The organism is Prevotella sp. S7-1-8, from assembly GCF_000758925.1.
Taxonomy (GTDB): Bacteria; Bacteroidota; Bacteroidia; order Bacteroidales; family Bacteroidaceae; genus Prevotella.
In genome coordinates this window covers 1-19,554 of the sequence record NZ_JRNC01000080.1, presented here as the reverse complement: position 1 = coordinate 19,554, position 19,554 = coordinate 1, and the positions used below count along the sequence as shown (strand labels likewise).

Genomic DNA, 19,554 nt, shown 5'->3' with positions numbered 1-19,554 from the left:
CGTCAGACTGTCGGGGAGATTAGACCGTAATCACTCCGTTCTCATCGGTCAGTGTTCGGGAATTAAGCAACAACGAATCATCTACAATGATTAACTTTCAAAAAAACTTATATGAGCAGATACAAAGGAAAATCTGCCCGATGGCAGCAACAGGATAAGGAAGGGCAGCAGATGAAGAAGACGGAGTTCATCAAGGTAAGATGCACCTTAGAGGAAAAGCAACGCATCAAGTCAAGGGCGGAAAGCACGGGACGGAAAATGAGAGGGAAGCCATTGCCATTCTCCAACATACAGGAAGGTTCTATGGGCAGATTTCCAATCTCATCAAGCTCAAGGACGAGGATTGGCTACATATCACCAAGAACCTTTCGCTATGTGCCAAAGAGGCATTTAAGCGGTTTTACGACCCGCATTTTCGGGTGGATGATGAAATATATAAGGTTTTAAATCTAACAAGAAATGATAGGTAAATGCAAGGCGATAGCGCACGGCAACACGGCTTTGGACTATATTTTCAGGGAAGGCAAACTCGGTAGTCGGCTTGCATTCCACAATCTTTGCAGCAGAGATCCAAAGACCATCTACGAGGAAATGAAAGTGGTCAGTGACTACAACAGCCGTTGCAGGAACAAGTTTCTCCGTATCGAAATAGGCATCGCACCGCAGGACGAGAAAAAGCTGCTTGTTTCTGAACTTATGAGGATAGCCCATTTATTTGCCAAGCAAATGGGACTTGACAACCACCAATGGGTGGCGGTAACGCACAAGGACACTGATAATAGACACATTCACATCATCGCCAACCGCATCAGTCTGTATGGAGAGGTCTATGATACTACTTTTGTGAGCAACAGGGCTGCAAGGGTGGCAGAGGGAATCAGCAGGGAGAAAGGCTTGACCATTGCAAAAGAGGTCAAGGCAGAAAGGAAACACCAAAAGGAAAAAGCCACCCCTACAAGAGAGCAAACAAAGCAGCAGGTGCAGAAGATTTGCTACACCTTGCTTGACAAGTACAAAGTAACAGGCGTCACGGGGCATTCCATGTTCCTTTATGAATTGAACAAAAACGGCATTACCATAGAGCGTATGAAGAACAAGCAGGGCAAGGTATATGGCTTGAAGTTCTCATACGCAGGGCAATCCTTCAAGGCTTCCGAAATCGGCAGGGAGTTCGGCTACCATTCCTTGCAGAAGAACTTTGAAACAACCAACAAGGAAGAATCAAGGAAACCACATCTAACAGTACAAGAGCCGACAGAAAAGAAAGAACAATCTGATACAGGCTACCAACTTGTACCTCCAAGCCGCTCCTCTATCTCACGAGACAATGATACCTCACAAGTGCAGAATCCCATTGGTGCAGTGGCAGACACCATCGTTAGTGCAGTCGATAATGTGGTGGAAGGGTTGGGCGATTTGATTACACCTACTACGCAAGGCAATGACTATGCCGAAGCTGCATGGCAGCGCAAACTCAGATACCAAGCTAACAGAAAGAAGAAACGTGGAAGGGGATTATAACTCACGCCTGAACAAAATGCAGAAAGAAGAATATCTCATTAAAAATGCTTGTTATTCGGTAACAAAGTATTATCTTTGCAAACGGAATAACAAGCGTTCTTTGTTAGGCAGAAAACAGCGAAGCCAGGTAGCTCGCTCGTTTCTAAATCGTTACCAGTTTAGTCTTATCAACAAGGTAACTTATTTATTTTCAATCAGTTGTAGTTTAAGAATTATTTTATGGTACAAATGTGTATGCCTCCCTTTACGAAATTAGGCCATAACCCCTGTTTTGCCAAGGAGTTACAGCCTAATTGTCTGTGTATTAGCGAATTGTATTCTATTCCTCCGCTGCTGCCTGCGCCGCCGCGAGTCTGGCTATGGGCACCCTGAATGGGGAGCAGCTCACGTAGTTGAGGCCTACACGGTGGCAGAATTTCACAGACGAAGGCTCGCCGCCATGCTCTCCGCATATTCCGCATTTAAGATTTTTGCGCACGGATCGCCCCTTGTCTACCGCCATTTTCACCAACTGTCCCACGCCATTCTGGTCAAGCACTTGGAATGGGTCCACGTCCAAAATTTTCTTTTCCAGATACGAGGGCAAGAAGCTGGCAATGTCGTCACGACTATAGCCGAAGGTCATCTGCGTAAGGTCGTTGGTGCCAAAGCTGAAGTACTCGGCTTTCTCCGCTATCTTGTCGGCCGTGAGAGCGGCGCGTGGCACCTCTATCATCGTTCCCACCTTGAATGGTATCTCCACGCCCTCCTCGGCAAAGAGTTTCTTGGCGGTCTCTCGTATCACGCGTTCTTGCGCGTCAAGTTCGTTGACGATACCCACCAATGGTACCATGATCTCCGGATGTGGGTCGTGTCCCTCTTTTTTCAGCTGCACGGCAGCGCCGAGGATGGCGCGTGTCTGCATTGCCGTAATCTCGGGGAATGTGTTGCCCAGGCGGCAGCCGCGCAGTCCGAGCATGGGGTTTTGCTCGCTCAGAGACTGCACGCGGCTCTGTATCTTCTTCACGCTCACGTTCATCTCCTTTGCCATTGCTTCTTGGCCTTCCAAATCATGGGGTATGAACTCGTGCAAGGGTGGGTCGAGCAATCGGATGTTCACTGGTTGTCCGTCCATGCACTTCAATATTCCGTAGAAATCTTGTTTTTGGTAGGGCAACAGTTTTTCGAGGGCCCGTTTGCGGCCTTCGGTGGTATCGGCCAAAATCATCTCGCGCATGGCCTTTATTTTTTCGTTCTCGAAAAACATGTGCTCGGTGCGGCAAAGCCCGATGCCCACGGCCCCAAATGTTCTTGCCACCTCTGCGTCGTGTGGTGTGTCGGCGTTGGTTCGTACTTCCAATTTGGTGTATTTGTTGCAGAGGTTCATCAGCTCGGCGAAATCGCCGGTTATTTCGGCTGGCTGCGTGTCCACCTTTCCAAAGTACACTTCGCCCGTTGAACCATTGAGCGAGATGTAGTCGCCCTCTCTGAGCACCGTGCCGTCTATCTCCACCGTGCGCGCTTTATAGTCCACGTTAATGGCGCCGGCGCCGCTCACGCAGCATTTGCCCATACCTCGGGCCACCACGGCGGCGTGAGATGTCATGCCGCCTCGCGCTGTCAAGATGCCCTCCGCGGCCGTCATTCCAGCCAGATCCTCGGGCGACGTCTCTATTCTGACCATCACCACGCTGTGCCCGTCGGCGTGCCATGCCTCCGCGTCATCGGCAAAAAACACTATCTGGCCGCAAGCCGCGCCTGGCGAGGCGGGCAAGCCGCGAGTTAGCACGCGAGCTTGAGCCTGGGCCTCCTTGTTAAACACGGGGTGCAACAGTTCGTCTAATTTGCCAGCCTCGCAACGTTTCAAAGCGGTCTTCTCGTCTATCTCGCCATTTCGCAGTAGGTCCATGGCTATTTTGATCATGGCTGTCCCGGTTCGCTTGCCATTGCGGGTTTGCAAAAACCACAGCTTGCCTTCCTGGACGGTGAATTCCATGTCTTGCATGTCGTGGTAGTGTTTTTCCAGCTTGTGCTGTATATCGTTCAGCTGTGCGTATATCTCGGGCATGGCCTCTTCCATCGAGGGAAATTTCCGGGCACGTACGCTCTCGTCAATATTTTGCTGCGTGGCCCATCTCCGCGAGCCTTCTTGGGTGATCTGTTGTGGCGTGCGTATGCCGGCCACCACGTCTTCGCCTTGTGCGTTCACAAGATACTCACCATTAAAACGGTTCTCGCCCGTGGCGGCGTCGCGACTGAAACACACACCCGTGGCCGACGTGTTGCCCATGTTTCCAAACACCATGGCCATCACCGTCACGGCCGTTCCCCATTCTTGTGGTATGCCTTCCATCTTGCGATAGAGTATGGCTCGGTCGTTCATCCAGCTGTCAAACACCGCGCAGATGGCGCCCCATAGTTGCTCCATCGGGTCGGTGGGGAAGTTTTTGCCCGTTTGGTCCTTGATGGCTTTTTTAAAGCGTGTCACCAATGTTTTCAGCTCGTCAACGTTCATCTCGTTGTCGAGCCTGATGCCACGTTTGGCTTTCACCTCCTGGATAATGGCCTCAAATGGGTCTATGTCTTCTTTGTTCACCGGTTTCATGTTCATTACCACGTCGCCGTACATTTGCACAAAGCGGCGGTAACTGTCGTAGGCAAAGCGTTCGTTGCCTGTCTTCTTGGCCAATCCTTCCACCACCTCGTCGTTCAGGCCGAGGTTCAAGATGGTGTCCATCATACCTGGCATCGATGCCCTTGCGCCCGAGCGCACGCTCAGCAACAGGGGGTTGTTGGCATCGCCAAACTTGAGTCCCATGATCTCCTCGATGTGTCTCACGCCACTTGTCACGCCATCTTTGAGCAGGGCTACCACTTTCTCTTGCCCCTTCTCGAAATATTCGTTGCATACCTCTGTCGTAATGGTGAACCCCGGAGGCACCGGAACGCCAATCAGGTTCATCTCAGCCAAGTTGGCGCCCTTGCCACCCAACAAGTTTCTCATGTCAGCTTTGCCCTCGGCTTTTCCGTTGCCGAAGCTATAAACTCTTTTATTGTCCATAAGTTTTTGATTGATAATAATTTGCTGTTGTCATCTTTAATTCTATTGCAAAGATACCAAATTTAAACGATTTACAGCAATGTTTTGATCGAAAATGTAATCCGAATGTTACAATTGTGGTGTTTCTTATGCCTTTCCCTATACCTTTGTGACACTCATAGGATAGGTTTCTTCCTCGCCCGCTTGTATCATGGCGGTGTGGCCAGCCATATCTCTATTTGCCTAAGAGAGTTTGGGTTAACCCCACTTTTTGATTTTAGAAGATGTTTCTCGATGCCTATTTGTCATGAACTACGTGCTCGCAATGTTTTAACATTTGGTAATGGCAATTGGATGATATGATACACATGAGGCGGTTCAATACGGCTGTCGTTTTCTCTATTTTGCTGAATTTATTTAACAAAATCGCTCTTGAAAATCGTTTGTTTTTCATAGCAACCCATCTTGTTTACAAATACGCTCATTTTAGGCCTGTCTTGTATCTTGGTGTATATCAGTTTGCTGCGTATTTTTGACATATTTTTATTGTCAATGGTTCCATGTTCGCTCCGCCATTAAGCATTAATCGTGTGCCGATTAGACATTATACGGCGTTTCATTGGGCACGATTCGACGTGCCAATAGTGTCTTTAGGTCGTGCCAATAAGCCTCATTGGCACCACACTCACTGCTTGCAGCCTTGGTTATGCCATCTCAAACATGACATGGGTGGCCTTTTCGCTCGCTAAAACATGGTTGTGGTAGATGCTGTTTTTTTGTGATTTATATTTAACACATATAGAGGGGTTGCGTCAAGTTGACGACGATGGGCATACGTTCGATTTAAAAACCATATTTTATAACCCTGCGGCAGGCTATTGTCGGGATTATTCGTTACCTTTGCAGCCAAATTATTGTATAATGAGTAGGAAACGAAAGACGCTGCCGCTGCTCCAAGGCGTGACCATAGAGGCCGTGGCGGCCGAGGGCAAATGTATTTTTCATCATGAAGACCAAGTGGTGTTCGTGCCGTTCTGCGTGCCTGGCGATGTGGTGGATGTGCAAATAACCAAGAAGAAACACCGCTATTGTGAGGGCAGGGTAGAGCGCTTCGTCAGGCTCAGCGACACGCGCGCCGTTCCCGTGTGTGAGCATTTTGGTGTGTGTGGCGGGTGCAAATGGCAGAATTTGCCATATGCAGAGCAACTCAAAGCCAAGCAACAGCAGGTGGAAGACCAGCTGAGGCGCATCGGCAAGGTGGAATTGCCGCCGATAGACACCATCATGGGTTCTGTCAAAACGTACGAGTACCGCAACAAGTTGGAGTTCGGATGCTGTAGCAAACGATGGTTCACACGCGAGGAACTCGACAATGCCGAACTCAACTTAGACGGCGGCAATCACGCCGCCATCGGCTTCCACGTCACGGGTGCCTTCGACAAGATCTATCCCATCAAGAAGTGCTGGCTCATGGCCGACGCACACAACGACATGCGCAACGAGATAGAACGCTATGCCAAGGCCACGGGCATGACATTTTATGACGTGAGGGAGCAACGCGGATTGCTGCGCTCGTTGATGTTCCGCACATCCAACACCGGTGAGTGGATGGTGCTCGTGCAGTTTCATTTCGACGAGCCTCAAGACGAGGAGAGGGCGCGAGCGTTGTTGCGACATATAGCCGACCGTTTCCCGCGGATTACCTCTTTGATATACGTGGACAACCAAAAGGGCAACGACACCTTTGGCGATTTGAAACTCATCACCTTTAAAGGCGCCGATTATATATATGAGACGATGGAAGACCTGAGGTTCAAGGTGGGGCCCAAGAGCTTTTACCAGACCAACACCGAGCAGGCATACCATCTGTACAGCGTCGTTCGCTCGATGTGCTACGACGATGGCGGCGCGTCCCACGACGTGGAGACCAGCGCGAAGGGCATGCCTCTCATCTACGATTTGTACACCGGCACGGGGACCATTGCCAATTTTGTCGCGCGTGGAGCGAGGCGCGTGATTGGCATAGAATTTGTCCCGGAGGCTATAGAAGATGCCAAGGTGAACAGTAGTCTCAACGGCATTGGCAACACTACATTCTTCGCCGGCGACATGAAAACCGTGCTCACGGACGACTTTGTCAGCCAGTACGGCCGGCCGGACATTATCATCACCGATCCACCTCGCGCCGGCATGCACGAGGATGTGGTGCGCGTCATCCTGAAAGCCGCTCCCGGGCGTATAGTCTACGTGAGCTGCAATCCGGCCACGCAAGCTCGGGACCTTGCCCTGCTCGGCCAAGATTACAGGGTGGAACGGGTGCAGCCGGTTGACATGTTCCCACACACGCCACACGTGGAGAACGTGGTGTTGTTGAAGAGAAAAAGTCAATAATGTCGACAAAAATGACAAATTGTACATAAAAACGCTTAAAAAACAGACTAAATTAGCTTTTATATCGTTTAGTATTGGTAACTTTGCAACCCGTTTTGCCGAGCAGGATGGGTATGATTGGCATCTTAGGTATTGGTCATAACATTGTAATTAGGAAAAGAGTACATGCGTCAGCTAAAAATTCAAAAGAGTATAACAAATCGCTCAAGCGAGGCCTTGGACAAGTATTTGGTGGAAATAGGCCGCGTGCCCATGATTACCGTGGACGAGGAGATAGAGTTGGCCCAAGCCATCAAGAAAGGAGGCAAGGAGGGAGAACGCGCCAAAGAAAAACTGGTGAAAGCCAATCTCCGCTTCGTGGTGTCTGTTGCCAAGCAATATCAGCATCAGGGTTTGGGGTTGACCGACCTGATAGACGAGGGCAATATCGGACTGGTCAAGGCCGCCGAGAAGTTTGATGAGACGCGCGGTTTCAAGTTTATCTCATACGCCGTGTGGTGGATACGGCAGAGCATCTTGCAGGCCATAGCTGAGCAGAGCCGCATAGTCAGGCTGCCGTTAAACCAAGTGGGCGCACTGTCAAAGATAAACGCGGAGATTTCTAAATTTGAGCAGGAAAACCAACGCAGGCCCTCTGTGCAAGAGCTTTCGCATCTCACCAACATTGAAGCCTCCAAGATAGACCAGACTATCAAGGCCGACAACCATCACATGAGCATTGACGCGCCTTTCCAAGAGGACGATGACAACAGTATGGCGGATGTCCTTGCCTCTGGCGACGACACGCGCGCGGACAAGCAGGTAGACTACGAGAGCATGTCGAAAGAGCTTGACACCGTGCTGCGCAACGTGCTCAAAGACCGCGAGATCACCATCATCCGCGAGTGCTTTGGCATTGGCTGCCATGAAAAAGGGCTCGAGGAGATAGGAGACCAGCTTGGGCTGACACGCGAGCGCGTGCGCCAAATACGCGAGAAAAGTATTGTAAAACTGCGCGAGAGCGGTTATGCCAAGTTGCTGATAAAATATTTGGGTTGACCCAAACATGGCGGCGGGAATGTTTGTGCCGTCCTTGCTATATAAGATCGCGGCGCGAGCCCAATTGGCGATGACCAATTGGGCTCGCGCCGCGATTGAGTATAAAGCCTCCCGTTTAAGGTCAACTATGTTTGCGCGAGAATATGCAGAGATTGTCAGAGGCTTTGAATGCCACTTTGTCACGTGCCTCGATAGTTATTTTCTCGCCCGTGGCTGGGTTGACGCCTTGGCGTTGCGGCACGTGCTTAACATGGAAGCGGCCAAAGTCGGGGATAGCCAATTCGTGGTCACCCTCGCATAGGTTGTCGGCTATGATACCTAAAAGGCAGTTCACTTGTTTGGCGGCTGCGGCCTTGGAAAGCGCTGTTTTATTGGCGAAAGATTCGATAAGCTGCGTTCTGTTCATCTTTGTTGCAATTTAAATGTAAGGTTTGTGGACCAATGTATATAGTCGATTACGGATGCAAAGTTACGTTTTTTTATCGGAAATAGTCGCTCCAGCTGGCCTTATTGCACAAATATTTTAGTCTGTTTCTACCTTTTCCCCTCACGTACAACGATTTGCGATTGTTGGGATGAAGCGTCGCCACATGTGCCTTGGGTGTAATCGCCGTGGCCCATGTGTGAAATTGTCATTGGAACATTTATAAAATGTTGAAAAAACTCAATTATTTGCCGTCAACCTTTCGCATGTCAAGGCTTATTGCTAAATTTGTGGACTAATCACAATAAACACCCGATTTTATGATCAATCTTAATTTAACTTCTCAAATTGTACTAAAACAAATTCCAGAAAAGTATTACAATCCTAAAACGGCCGTGGAGGCTTCAGAGCTCACTCGATGCGAAAAGATACCCACCTCCATCCATTTGCGGCCGGAAGATGGAGCCAAACACATTGCCGACGCCATAGAGGCTGAGATAAAAGCCAAGCGGGCGGCCGGCAAACATTGCGTCTTGGGGTTGGGCACGGGCATATCGCTCAACTTCGTTTTCAATGAGCTTATACGTCGTCATCGCGAGGAGGGGCTTAGCTTCTCCAATGTCATTGTCTTCAATGCTTACGAGTATTTCCCCTTGTCCGAGGATAATATACATTCCAGCTTGAGACAGTTGTGCGATCGTTTTTTGGACCATGTCGACATAGATAAACGGAATGTTTTCTCGCCCGACAGTATGGTGGCGCAAGACATGGTGCAAGATTCTTGCCAGAGGTACGAGCGACGCATCGCGGAGGCGGGTGGTATCGATATCATGTTGTTGGGCATTGGCCGTATGGGCAACGTCGCTTCCAATGAGCCAGGCTCGGTGGCCACGTCCGCCACGCGCCTCATTCTCGTCAACGACGTGGCCCGCGAGGAGATGACCATGAGTTTTGGCTCGCAAGAGAGCGTCCCACCGTGTGCCATCACCATGGGCGTTTCCACCATCCTCAACGCGCGCGCCATATATCTTACGGCTTGGGGCGAGGCCAAGGCAGGTATCATACGGCAAACGGTGGAGGGTAAAATCACTGACGCCATACCCGCCTCTTTCTTGCAAACGCACAACGACGCGCATGTCGTAATCGACCTTGACGCGGCCGGAAAGCTCACGCGAATAGTGCATCCATGGCTCGTTACCAGTTGTAAGTGGGACGACAAGCTCACCCGCGCGGCCTTGGTTTGGCTTTGCCAAAAAACGGAAAAACCCATTCTCAAACTTACCAATAAAGACTATAACGAGAATGGACTCTCCGAGTTGCTCGCACTGTATGGCTCGGCTTACAATGCCAATATTAAAATTTTCAATGATCTCCAGCATACCATCACTGGATGGCCAGGTGGCAAACCCAACGCTGATGACACCTATCGACCCGAGAGAGCCACGCCGTACCCCAAGCGCGTGGTGGTGTTTTCGCCCCATCCCGACGACGATGTCATATCTATGGGCGGCACCATCCGTCGTTTGGTGGAGCAGGGGCATGACGTGCACGTCGCTTATGAGACCAGTGGCAACATTGCCGTTGGCGACGAGGAGGTGATGCGCTTCATGCACTTTATCAACGGTTTTAACCAGCTTTTCAGCGCTTCGGGCGATGACGTTATCAGCGAGGAGTACAAAAAGATAAAAGAATTTTTGGCTAACAAGAAAGACGGAGACATCGACAGCCGAAACATTCTCACCATCAAGGGCCTCATTCGTCGCGGGGAGGCTCGTACGGCTTGCAACTATAACAATATCCTCAACGACCATGTGCATTTCCTCGATTTGCCGTTCTATGAGAGCGGCCGCATAGAAAAGTTCCCCGTGAGCGAGAAAGACGTTCGCATAGTGCAGCAATTCTTGCATTCTGTACAGCCTCACCAGATATACGTTGCCGGCGACTTGGCCGATCCGCACGGAACGCATCGCAAGTGCACGGACGCCGTGCTGGCAGCCATAGAGCTGGAAAAAGAAGCTGGCGAGAGTTGGCTGGACGACTGCAGGGTATGGATGTATCGTGGCGCGTGGGCTGAGTGGGAGATAGAGAACATTGAGATGTGCGTGCCGATGAGCCCAGAGGAGCTTCGGGCCAAGCGCAATGCCATTCTCAAGCACCAAAGCCAGATGGAGAGCGCCCCATTCCTTGGCAACGACGAGCGTCTGTTTTGGCAGCGTGCGGAAGACCGCAATCGCGGCACTGCCGAGATTTATGACAAACTCGGTTTGGCTTGCTACGAGGCCATGGAAGCCTTCGTGGAGTGGAAATGACCGTTTAAATAATATATATTGACAAGAATAATGCCGGCCAAACACGATTTTATCGTGATTTTGGCCGGCATCATTTATTACGTTGGTATGCCGTGGGGCTTATGTTCTTAAATTCTGTCCAACGCTTGTTTGATGTCGTCGATTATGTCGTCGGCAGCCTCGATGCCCACCGATAGACGCATCAAGTCGGGGGCTATGCCAGCCTCGCGCAATTGCTCGTCAGTGAGTTGGCGATGCGTGTGGCTTGCCGGGTGCAGCACGCAACTGCGCGCGTCGGCCACGTGGGTAACAATATTAATCATCTTCAAAGAGTCCATGAACCTGATGGCCGTGTCTCGTCCGCCTTTCAGTCCGAAAGCTATTACGCCGCATGAGCCATTGGGCAGGTATTTTTGAGCCAGTTTGTAGTGTGCGTCGTCTTTCAATCCGCTGTACCTCACCCATGCCACGCGTGCGTCATTGTGTAAAAATTCGGCTACGGCTTGTGCGTTTTTGCAGTGTTGCGGCATTCTCAAGTGCAAGGTCTCAAGCCCTAAGTTTAGCAAGAAAGAGTTTTGGGGGGCAGGAATAGAGCCAAGGTCGCGCATCAGTTGCGCCACTAATTTGGTCATGTATCCCATTTTGCCAAAATCTTTTGTATAGGTCAACCCGTGGTATGATTGGTCTGGCTCGCATAGCCCTGGATATTTTTCGCTGTGCTCGTCCCAATCAAATCGTCCACTGTCCACGATGGCACCGCCCACCTGAGTGGCATGTCCATCCATGTATTTGGTGGTGGAGTGGGTGACGATGTCGGCTCCCCATTCGAATGGTCGGCAATTGATTGGCGTAGCGAAAGTGTTGTCGACAATGAGTGGTACGCCATTATGGTGAGCGACGCGAGCAAATTTTTCGATGTCCAACACGCGACAACCGGGGTTGCTGATAGTCTCGCCAAACATGGCTTTGGTATTGGTTTTGAAAGCCTTTTGCAATTCTTCTTCGCTTGCGTCAGGGTTGACAAATGTGCAGTCGATGCCCATTTTGCGCATTGTCACATTGAAAAGATTGAAAGTTCCGCCATAAATGTCGGTCGACGCCACGATATGCGACCCTGCTTCGCAAATGTTAAGCATGGCGTAAAAGTTAGCGGCTTGTCCGCTGGAGGTGAGCATCGCGCCCACGCCACCCTCGAGGGCGCATATCTTTTGTGCCACGACGTCGTTGGTTGGGTTTTGCAATCGCGAATAGAAATAGCCCTCTTTCTTCAGGTCGAAGAGCATGGCCATCTCCTCGCTATTGTCGTATTTGAATGTGGTGCTTTGTACAATCGGTAGCACGCGCGGTTCACCATTTTTGGGTTTCCATCCTCCTTGCACGCATAATGTTTCTCTTTTCATCGGAAATAAATTTAGAAATGAAATAAAAGTACAAAGTTACGAAAAATACAAGAATTTAAATTGATATTGAGTTAAATATTTATCACTTGTCGTTAAAATTACTTATAAAGATTTTGCGAGTACGCCGGGCATTCTTGTTAAAAGAAGTTAATATTTCTTTCGTGCGCTACAATTGTCGGTTTGAATAATACTTATATCGGTCTTTTTTTGTAATTTTGCGCTTGATTTACTCCGTCGAGGCCGAAAAAGAGGTGGCAAAAGCTATCCGCCTTGCGGAAAAACCCGTTTTATAACATTAATTAATGTACGCAATTGTAGAGATTAACGGTCAACAGTTCAAGGCTGAGCAGGGCAAGAAATTGTTCGTGCATCACATCAAGGATGTGGAGGCTGGAAACACTGTTGAGTTTGACAAAGTGCTGCTTGTTGACAAAGATGGAGCAGTGACGGTCGGCGCACCCAAGGTAGACGGTGCAAAAGTAGTGGTAGAAGTAGTGAACCCGCTTGTCAAAGGTGACAAGGTCATCGTTTTCAAGATGAAGCGTCGGAAGGACTGTCGCAAGAAGAACGGCCATCGCTCGCAGTTCACTGAAGTTGAAGTAAAACAAGTAATCGCTTAAATCAGGAGGTATTTATCATGGCACACAAGAAAGGTGTAGGTAGTTCTAAGAACGGACGTGAGTCAGCTTCACAACGTTTAGGCGTAAAGATTTGGGGTGGTCAGAAAATCATTGCCGGTAACATCATTGTTCGCCAGCGTGGCAACAAGCACTACCCCGGTGAGAATGTTGCGCAGGGCAAGGACGACACACTGTATGCCCTGGCCGACGGTGTGGTGTATTTCCACAAGGGAGCTCGCAACAAAAGTACCGTATCGGTGCTCTCGCCAGAGGCTTACGCTGAAAAAAACAAGCAAGCTGAGGCTTAAATTTAACAGCTTATTCCAAACAAACATAGAAGCCTGTTCCCATTTGGGAGCGGGCTTTCTGCTTGGTGCGCTCGGCATGGCCATTGTCTAATGGGCGAAGGCGCTGGCCAATGGCGCATGGCGGAAACCTATAAAGTTCACCAGCAGCCGAGTTATCGTGCAAATAATAATAAGATAAACGCTCAGAAACGGCATATACTGTGCGAACAATCAATGCTGACAAAACCGTGTGTATCGTATTCTCCGCCCAGCTATTTTTGCACAGAAAATTCTCTAATTGCAGCTTGTCTATTGTCTGCTTGCAGAGCCACTCGGTACCAACATTACTTGCGCCAGTATAGTTTGCCGTTTCAAGGTCAATGTTGGTTCTCATATTTTTTCAGCGAATTCTGCTCTTCCTTATTAAATCTATCGATTCCACCTTCTTTCTCCATACGGCTCCATCATTCGTTAGCCTTTGCCTGTTCAATAGGAGTAAGTCCGTTAAGATGTTCTTTGAAAAACGAGGGTGTATTTCTATTTTTGAAGCGTTCGGTAAGTGCGCATGCAATTTTTCTAACCTGTACAGCAGTAAGTAAAGATTCGAAGCCGATGTTCAACAGAATTAGCGAATGTATATGACCCTGCACGTCACGAAATGACTCCCTGATGCGATAATAAGGGGCCATGTCGCCTGTTGCAGGGTTGAATCGTGTCTGTACATTTGCATGTATCACTGCAAAGTAACAAAATAATTTTGATATGACGGTGTCCTGCAAATCGGATTTTACTCCTCGTTACAATACCCTACACTTGATTATCAATTATTTATCAAATTGATACTACGCAAAACATCCCGAAAATTTATGAAAAATAATTTTGCCTGTTAAACTTGGGATAGGAATTTTGCAACAGAATAAAGCTACCAAATGCGCTTGATTTAGTAGATTATCTACTATAAAGACATGTTGGTTTTAGCCTATTCAAGTTTCAAACTGTAACTACCCTGACTTTTTGTAGTGAACTCATATATTTTTATAACATCACTTATAAGAAAGAGTGTTCTTTGTTGTTAACGCCTTATGTACAAGTTTTCTTTTATAAGAAATGTGAATACATATTAATATATCGGATATATTAAAAAAAAAGACTATATTTGCAAATAATTACTAACTTTGAATTATAAATATGAAGAAAATTTTATTGTTCGGACTTTTTTCCGTTGTTTTCTCTCAGGGTTTTGCGCAAGTAAAGGTTGCAAATAATGGTAACATTTTATTTGGATATCCTACGTCTAATACACCAGTGTCAACCATTAGTGTCAACTGTAATGGAAGACAGGACAGCAAAGTTGCTATACAAGGTACTGAGGTTGGACTATACACTAGAAGAGCAGGATATGCACATTGGGGAAATGCGATTCAAGGAATAAGCGATAATCCTCATGTTACTTTTAGTGTAGGTGTGAAAGCCGAATCTTATAATGGTACGCCTTTAAGTTCTGGTCGTTCTTATGGAGTTTTTGGAACGGCGGGGAATGCAACTTCTGGATGGAATTATGGCGTTTTTGGCCGTTTACAAGGAACTCAAAATGGAGCAGGAGTTTACGGAACAATTAGCCATGATGAAAATGGCATAGACACTCAAGGTAGATATGCTGGATATTTTAATGGGCCAACAAAAGTTGCCGGTGACCTTCGCGTTACAGGCTCTATTTATGGTGTTGTTCTTGGACGAGCCGCACTGGCAAATAATGTTTCCAATGCAAAGGCATATTCTCAGGCAGTAAATTACGAAACGACACCAGATTATGCAAATAAATTGGGAAGGCTTTCTCTTATCTCATATTACATACCTCATAATGAAGAAGCACAGGCAAAAAGTTTTTCAGCATCAGGAGATACAATAGCCTCTACTCATAGCCTTACGACCACAGAATTACAATGCTTAGAGAAAAAACACTATGCCCTTTCTGCAGAACAGTTGCAAGATGAGTTCCCAGATTTAGTTTATGAGCAAGAAGATGGTTCTAAGGCTATCAACTACGTTGAAATGATTCCTGTTTTAATTCAAACGATCAATGAACTGAACAATAAAATTTCAAAACTAGAAAGTTCGTCTTTATCGGTTGATAACCATACTACGGATATAGATAATCTTGCTCAGGAGGGCATCGCTCTTTACCAAAATACACCCAATCCTTTTAATACTTATACAACTATAAAGTTAAGTATTCCTCAAAATACCAAACAAGCAGCCGTATATTTCTACAACATGAATGGTGTAAACATTAAAACGTATAATATTGGAAACAGAGGAAATGTATCTATTAAGATTTCTGCATCAGATTTCCAACATAGTCTTTATGTGTATGCACTTGTAATAGACGGTAAAGTTATTGCTACCAAAAGAATGATAGTTGCCAAATAAGTCTTTTCTTTTTTATTGTTTGCATATGAGTAAAGTTTTAAGATACATTGTATTAGCTTGCTATATATGTATTAACACATTAGCATATTCTCAAACTAAATGGGTTTCTTTAGAGAATAATCCTAAAGCAACTGCACCAACCTTGACAATATTAACTTCTGATAGAACAATGTATCAAGTAAAAGTTAATATACATGGTTATTATGACGAAATAGTAAATGAAGAGAGTACAAATTATCATAAGATTTCGCTTGGTACAGGCTTCACTACAACGGAGATTGGTCAGCCTGCAATGCCGACTATACCTCAATTAATTGCTTTGCCAACTAATCGTTTATGTACAAGTTCCATTTCGGAAGACAAATGGGTAGATGTTACTATAGGCCGAATCCATCCATACCAAAAGCCTTTGTTAGAGACAGAACAATCTGCTAAGTTTGTTGTAAACGAAAGTGTATATAATCAAGATTTATACAAAACTTTTTTGATAAATCGTAGTGATACAAGCATATGGAGAGATATACGAAACATTGCTTTTTCTATATGTCCATTTAAGTATTTTCCCCAAACCAACAAGTTGTCCGTTTTGACGGAATTCGTCTTTACTGTAAGATTTTCTCCTCAAAGTGATATGCCAAATTCAAGGATAAAACAGAAAAATTTAAGCATATTTGACAACAATTTTTTAGTGTCAAATGATGTATTATCAACAGACAACACGTCTTATGACTATCTTATCATTGTTGGGGACAATAGTGATTTGTTGGGAAGCCAAGCTCTTAAAAACTTCTGCAAATGGAAAGCTATAAAAGGGTATAAGACAAAAATTGTCTCAATAGCGACAACAGGGGCATCATGTAGTTCTATTAAAAAAATTATAGAATCAGAGTATAATGTTAATAAGAGCCTTAGTTATGTCCTTTTTATTGGAGATGATGATAGGATACCAATGTATAATAAAAGAAGTTTCCAAACGTCAGATATATTAAAAAGTGATTATTGGTATGGTTGCATGGATGGTGATAGTGATTTCCAAGCAGATATAGTTGTTGGAAGATTTTCTACTAATGTAGTGGATGAATTGGAAAATATGGTTAACAAAACTATAGTATATGAGAGTACAGACAATCAATATGCTCAATATGCACAGTTAATTGCTAACAAGGAATATGCACCAGGCAAATACCAACGGTGTTGTGAAGATATTCGTACTGCTAATTATAATACTCCCATAACATTCATAAAAACTTATGGAGCATCTACTTCAAATGGAGGTACGAACGCAACTAACGCCGATATTATATCAAGAATAAATGAAGGTGTTAATATTGTCAATTACAGAGGACATGGAGATTGGGACCAATGGTGGAATTGGAACTCCCAAAATCAGAGCTTTTATAATAATGATGCAGATTTGCTACGAAACACCACTTATCCTGTTATTTTTGGAATAGCGTGTACAACTGCTGATATAAGGAATCACACTTGTTTATTAGAAACCTTTATGAAATCAAAATATGGTTCAGCAGCATATCTGGGAGCAACTGTTCCTTCATATACTGAGGCAAACCACACTTTCGATAAAATATTATTTAAGGAATTACTTAACAATAATATTGTTAATGTAGGAAATTTAAATTTAAATGCTCATATAAAAAATATTTCAGAGAGAGGAGACTTTACTTCCAAAGATAATGCATTCTGCTATATTTGTGGTAATGATCCTGCATTAGAGATTTGGACACAACGACCACAAACATTTAAGAATGTAACGGTTTCTAATCAGAATGATGGGATTTATATCAATGTAGATGGAGTATCAGATTATATGGTTTCTGTCGTATCCAAAGAAGGAGAATTACGCTATAAAAAAACTTCAATGTCAAATACGATTACATTATCTGATTACAATACTGAAGATTTAATATATTTGAGTAAGCATAATTATATTCCATTTAAAATAGAAATTCAAAATTCCAATCCTAATACTATTTATATCCAAAATAGGGTATTTAATGGAAGCGAAATTATTAATGGGGATAAAATAGAAGTTGGTTATGATGTAACATCCTCGATTCCCTATGGAAATGTAATAATTAACAATGGTGCCAACTTGAGATTAAATAGCACATCTGAAACGATAATAAAAAATGGCTTTGAATGCCAAAAAGGTGCTACTTTTATTGTTGAATAATTTTTAAATCCATTCTCTCTGCTCTCTGGGCAGAGAATGCTTTTTTCAAATGAAACACAGCAGAGATATTGATTTTTTTAGAGCTATCCTAATCGGTTTAGTTATTCTTGTACATATAGTAAATTTTGGCAATTTATATCCATCGGCAAAGAGTGCAGTTTTATCTTTTATAATGCCAACGTTCCTAATGATAACTGGTTATTTGGTTAATATCAACAAATCCATCAAAGATTATGCTCTTTATATATTAAAAATATGGTTACCATATTTGATTCTTGTAATAGGCTATGCCGTTTTGTCCTTGTACCTTCCTGTGCGTGACGGCATTAAAGCATTTGATATACCTACTATTCTTGATGTTCTTTTCATTAAATCTATTGGGCCCTATTGGTTTCTACATGCAATGATTGTATGCGGAATTATTTATTATTTTGCATTCCATATTTCATACAAATTAGATATTACAGCAAAGTATTCCACGTTTGCATCCTTACTGATAATAGTTTCGCTGACGCCCCCCTTTTTAAGTATCAAGACAGCTATTTATTATTTTATCGGAGTGGGAATAAGACAATACTACAAAGATTTTTCGCGTATATACAAAAGAAGTTTATGGCCACTAATTCCTTTCGGGTTATTAATCACAAATACATGTTTTCATGATTGGGGCACTATATCAGTTTTGGTATGTGTAATTTCTTTTTTGTCTTTCTCCTCATACTTTTTCTCTTTTTTAAAGGACAGAACTAAACTTGCTATAGAATATATAGGTAGAAATACTTTCCCAATTTATATTTTCCATCCAATATTTACGATGTTGTCAAAATTCATATTACCTATTTTCATATTTGACTCTACAGGAGTATTACATTCGATTTTCACTATTTTGATAAGTATTGTTGGCAGCATCTATATTGGCAAAATTTTAGATTGGTCTCACCTTTCCATTCTTTTGGGGAGGAAAAAGATATTAAGATAAGTTCATATAGTTTCTTTCTTATTATTCTCACATATGTAGTTATCTTTTAACCTGAGTTCGGGATAAACTCACCTTGTGTTTTGTTTTTGAAGCAAGGGTACAAGCCCTTTATCCCTGTCAATTGACAGGGATGGCTTTCTATCCTATACAATTCAGCTTCGGTTATCTCGGAACATGGTCAGCTGTCCGCCTTTGTCTTCAATGCGGAAATCTATATTTATAGATCGCTTCTTGTTGAAGAAACCATAGGCCGCAATTGCCGCGTGTACGTTCGTTGCGAAATTGAGCGCGCCACGGTGGCTGGAATGTGCCAGTTGAGCGACGTTCTTGAGTTCGTCATTGATGGTTTCTATGACCGACCTCTTCCTTAGTAGGATTTTGTCATACCAAGAGGATGAGCTTGTTTTGCATGTCGCGTCTCGGACCTGTAACCAAATTGTACGCTATCGTTGAAAAGCCTGTCGAACAGCCCCTGTGATATGTACCCTTTGTCTGCGAAGAGTTTCCCAAAAACATTGTCGCTCAGTCTGTTGAATACGTTTTCATCCTTGTCGTCCACATTGACCTTGGTCGGCATGAAATTTAGAACTTCCCCTCTTTCGTTGACGATGGGGTGCAACTTGAAACCGAAATATCATCCCATGGTACTCCTCCCGACAACAGCATAGTCCTTGAATACCCTGTTGCGCTTTATACGCTTGTTATGACAGACGGGGATACATGTGCTGTCCACAAAACTTATCCCTGTATAACGGCCGAAGCGGCACACTTGCAGGAAGAGCGTCATTTCCACCGAAAGTCGCGCCTATAGTTCCACGAAGCGGTTATATGAGAGATGCTCAGGGAACAAATCCGCAAGGTGTTCCTTCACATAGGACAGGTAATAATGCTTGAAATTACGGAATGAGCCAAAGTGGAAACAGACGAGTATCATCATGATTTCCGAACGGCTCAGACGCCACG

The 19,554-nt window shown here is 45.1% G+C and carries 14 protein-coding genes and 2 pseudogenes; 10 read left to right on the top strand and 6 right to left on the bottom strand.

Features of this window, described 5'->3' with window-relative positions; translation table 11 throughout:
• Positions 1–111 precede the first annotated feature (111 nt).
• A pseudogene (locus tag HMPREF1640_RS11110) lies at positions 112–470 on the top strand (hypothetical protein).
• The gene (locus HMPREF1640_RS11105; RefSeq protein WP_036894779.1) at positions 460–1,521 is read left to right on the top strand and encodes a relaxase/mobilization nuclease domain-containing protein; all 1,062 of its coding nucleotides are present in this window, start codon (positions 460–462) and stop codon (positions 1,519–1,521) included. Before HMPREF1640_RS11110 ends, HMPREF1640_RS11105 begins: the two are co-directional and overlap by 11 nt.
• 319 nt (positions 1,522–1,840) lie before the next feature.
• Here HMPREF1640_RS11105 and ppdK read toward each other — a convergent pair whose 3' ends face one another.
• A complete protein-coding gene (gene ppdK, locus HMPREF1640_RS11100) occupies positions 1,841–4,561 on the bottom strand; it encodes a pyruvate, phosphate dikinase (RefSeq protein ID WP_036894776.1) in 2,721 nt (906 codons plus the stop codon).
• A 900-nt stretch (positions 4,562–5,461) separates the two neighbouring features.
• Here ppdK and rlmD point away from each other — a divergent pair.
• Together rlmD and HMPREF1640_RS11090 are read left to right on the top strand one after the other, a co-directional pair.
• Positions 5,462–6,931: a 23S rRNA (uracil(1939)-C(5))-methyltransferase RlmD gene (rlmD, locus tag HMPREF1640_RS11095; protein WP_036894773.1), complete on the top strand. Its 1,470-nt coding sequence runs from the start codon at positions 5,462–5,464 to the stop codon at positions 6,929–6,931.
• 165 nt (positions 6,932–7,096) lie between these two features.
• Positions 7,097–7,969, top strand: coding sequence for an RNA polymerase sigma factor RpoD/SigA (locus HMPREF1640_RS11090; protein ID WP_036894765.1), 873 nt, complete (start codon positions 7,097–7,099; stop codon positions 7,967–7,969).
• Positions 7,970–8,090: 121 nt separating this feature from the next.
• On the opposite strand, the gene HMPREF1640_RS11085 is transcribed toward HMPREF1640_RS11090, so the two are convergent.
• On the bottom strand, positions 8,091–8,375 hold the full coding sequence (locus HMPREF1640_RS11085) for an HU family DNA-binding protein (protein WP_036894763.1): 285 nt from the start codon (positions 8,373–8,375) through the stop codon (positions 8,091–8,093).
• Positions 8,376–8,716: 341 nt separating this feature from the next.
• On the opposite strand from HMPREF1640_RS11085, the gene HMPREF1640_RS11080 reads away from it, so the two are divergent.
• Entirely contained in the window at positions 8,717–10,702 is a 1,986-nt protein-coding gene (locus HMPREF1640_RS11080; RefSeq protein WP_036894785.1) for a glucosamine-6-phosphate deaminase, read from the top strand.
• 107 nt (positions 10,703–10,809) lie between these two features.
• On the opposite strand, the gene HMPREF1640_RS11075 is transcribed toward HMPREF1640_RS11080, so the two are convergent.
• Positions 10,810–12,081, bottom strand: a complete 1,272-nt coding sequence (locus HMPREF1640_RS11075; protein ID WP_036894761.1) for an O-acetylhomoserine aminocarboxypropyltransferase/cysteine synthase family protein — start codon at positions 12,079–12,081, stop codon at positions 10,810–10,812.
• Between the two features lie 302 nt (positions 12,082–12,383).
• On the opposite strand from HMPREF1640_RS11075, the gene rplU reads away from it, so the two are divergent.
• Both rplU and rpmA read left to right on the top strand, forming a co-directional pair.
• Positions 12,384–12,701 (top strand): 50S ribosomal protein L21, encoded by a 318-nt coding sequence (gene rplU / locus HMPREF1640_RS11070; RefSeq protein ID WP_036894759.1) that lies wholly within the window; start codon positions 12,384–12,386, stop codon positions 12,699–12,701.
• Positions 12,702–12,718: 17 nt separating this feature from the next.
• Complete coding sequence (rpmA, locus tag HMPREF1640_RS11065; protein ID WP_036894758.1) at positions 12,719–13,009, top strand: 50S ribosomal protein L27; 291 nt, start codon at positions 12,719–12,721, stop codon at positions 13,007–13,009.
• 10 nt (positions 13,010–13,019) lie between these two features.
• Here the strand turns inward: rpmA and HMPREF1640_RS13790 are convergent, their stop codons facing one another.
• Positions 13,020–13,382, bottom strand: coding sequence for a hypothetical protein (locus tag HMPREF1640_RS13790; protein WP_036894754.1), 363 nt, complete (start codon positions 13,380–13,382; stop codon positions 13,020–13,022).
• Between the two features lie 794 nt (positions 13,383–14,176).
• On the opposite strand from HMPREF1640_RS13790, the gene HMPREF1640_RS11050 reads away from it, so the two are divergent.
• From HMPREF1640_RS11050 to HMPREF1640_RS11040, 3 genes are read left to right on the top strand one after another with little or no spacing between them, the layout of a single operon-like run.
• Positions 14,177–15,418, top strand: a complete 1,242-nt coding sequence (locus HMPREF1640_RS11050; RefSeq protein ID WP_036894749.1) for a hypothetical protein — start codon at positions 14,177–14,179, stop codon at positions 15,416–15,418.
• 25 nt (positions 15,419–15,443) lie between these two features.
• On the top strand, positions 15,444–17,612 hold the full coding sequence (locus HMPREF1640_RS11045; protein ID WP_081935360.1) for a C25 family cysteine peptidase: 2,169 nt from the start codon (positions 15,444–15,446) through the stop codon (positions 17,610–17,612).
• Between the two features lie 49 nt (positions 17,613–17,661).
• Entirely contained in the window at positions 17,662–18,591 is a 930-nt protein-coding gene (locus tag HMPREF1640_RS11040) for an acyltransferase (RefSeq protein WP_036894745.1), read from the top strand.
• A gap of 152 nt (positions 18,592–18,743) precedes the next feature.
• Here the strand turns inward: HMPREF1640_RS11040 and HMPREF1640_RS13950 are convergent, their stop codons facing one another.
• Together HMPREF1640_RS13950 and HMPREF1640_RS13895 are read right to left on the bottom strand one after the other, a co-directional pair.
• Positions 18,744–18,944, bottom strand: coding sequence for a transposase (locus HMPREF1640_RS13950; RefSeq protein ID WP_255327717.1), 201 nt, complete (start codon positions 18,942–18,944; stop codon positions 18,744–18,746).
• 14 nt (positions 18,945–18,958) lie between these two features.
• A pseudogene (locus HMPREF1640_RS13895) lies at positions 18,959–19,378 on the bottom strand (transposase).
• Positions 19,379–19,554 lie beyond the last annotated feature (176 nt).

Bases quoted from the DNA above. Each gene is read 5' to 3' on its own strand.
- HMPREF1640_RS11090 (WP_036894765.1), top strand. From the start codon at position 7,097: ATGCGTCAGCTAAAAATTCAAAAGAGTATAACAAATCGCTCAAGCGAG.
- HMPREF1640_RS11105 (WP_036894779.1), top strand. From the start codon at position 460: ATGATAGGTAAATGCAAGGCGATAGCGCACGGCAACACGGCTTTGGAC.
- rplU (WP_036894759.1), top strand. From the start codon at position 12,384: ATGTACGCAATTGTAGAGATTAACGGTCAACAGTTCAAGGCTGAGCAG.
- HMPREF1640_RS13790 (WP_036894754.1), bottom strand. From the start codon at position 13,382: ATGAGAACCAACATTGACCTTGAAACGGCAAACTATACTGGCGCAAGT.
- rpmA (WP_036894758.1), top strand. From the start codon at position 12,719: ATGGCACACAAGAAAGGTGTAGGTAGTTCTAAGAACGGACGTGAGTCA.
- rlmD (WP_036894773.1), top strand. From the start codon at position 5,462: ATGAGTAGGAAACGAAAGACGCTGCCGCTGCTCCAAGGCGTGACCATA.
- HMPREF1640_RS11050 (WP_036894749.1), top strand. From the start codon at position 14,177: ATGAAGAAAATTTTATTGTTCGGACTTTTTTCCGTTGTTTTCTCTCAG.
- HMPREF1640_RS11045 (WP_081935360.1), top strand. From the start codon at position 15,444: ATGAGTAAAGTTTTAAGATACATTGTATTAGCTTGCTATATATGTATT.
- ppdK (WP_036894776.1), bottom strand. From the start codon at position 4,561: ATGGACAATAAAAGAGTTTATAGCTTCGGCAACGGAAAAGCCGAGGGC.
- HMPREF1640_RS11075 (WP_036894761.1), bottom strand. From the start codon at position 12,081: ATGAAAAGAGAAACATTATGCGTGCAAGGAGGATGGAAACCCAAAAAT.
- HMPREF1640_RS11085 (WP_036894763.1), bottom strand. From the start codon at position 8,375: ATGAACAGAACGCAGCTTATCGAATCTTTCGCCAATAAAACAGCGCTT.
- HMPREF1640_RS11040 (WP_036894745.1), top strand. From the start codon at position 17,662: ATGAAACACAGCAGAGATATTGATTTTTTTAGAGCTATCCTAATCGGT.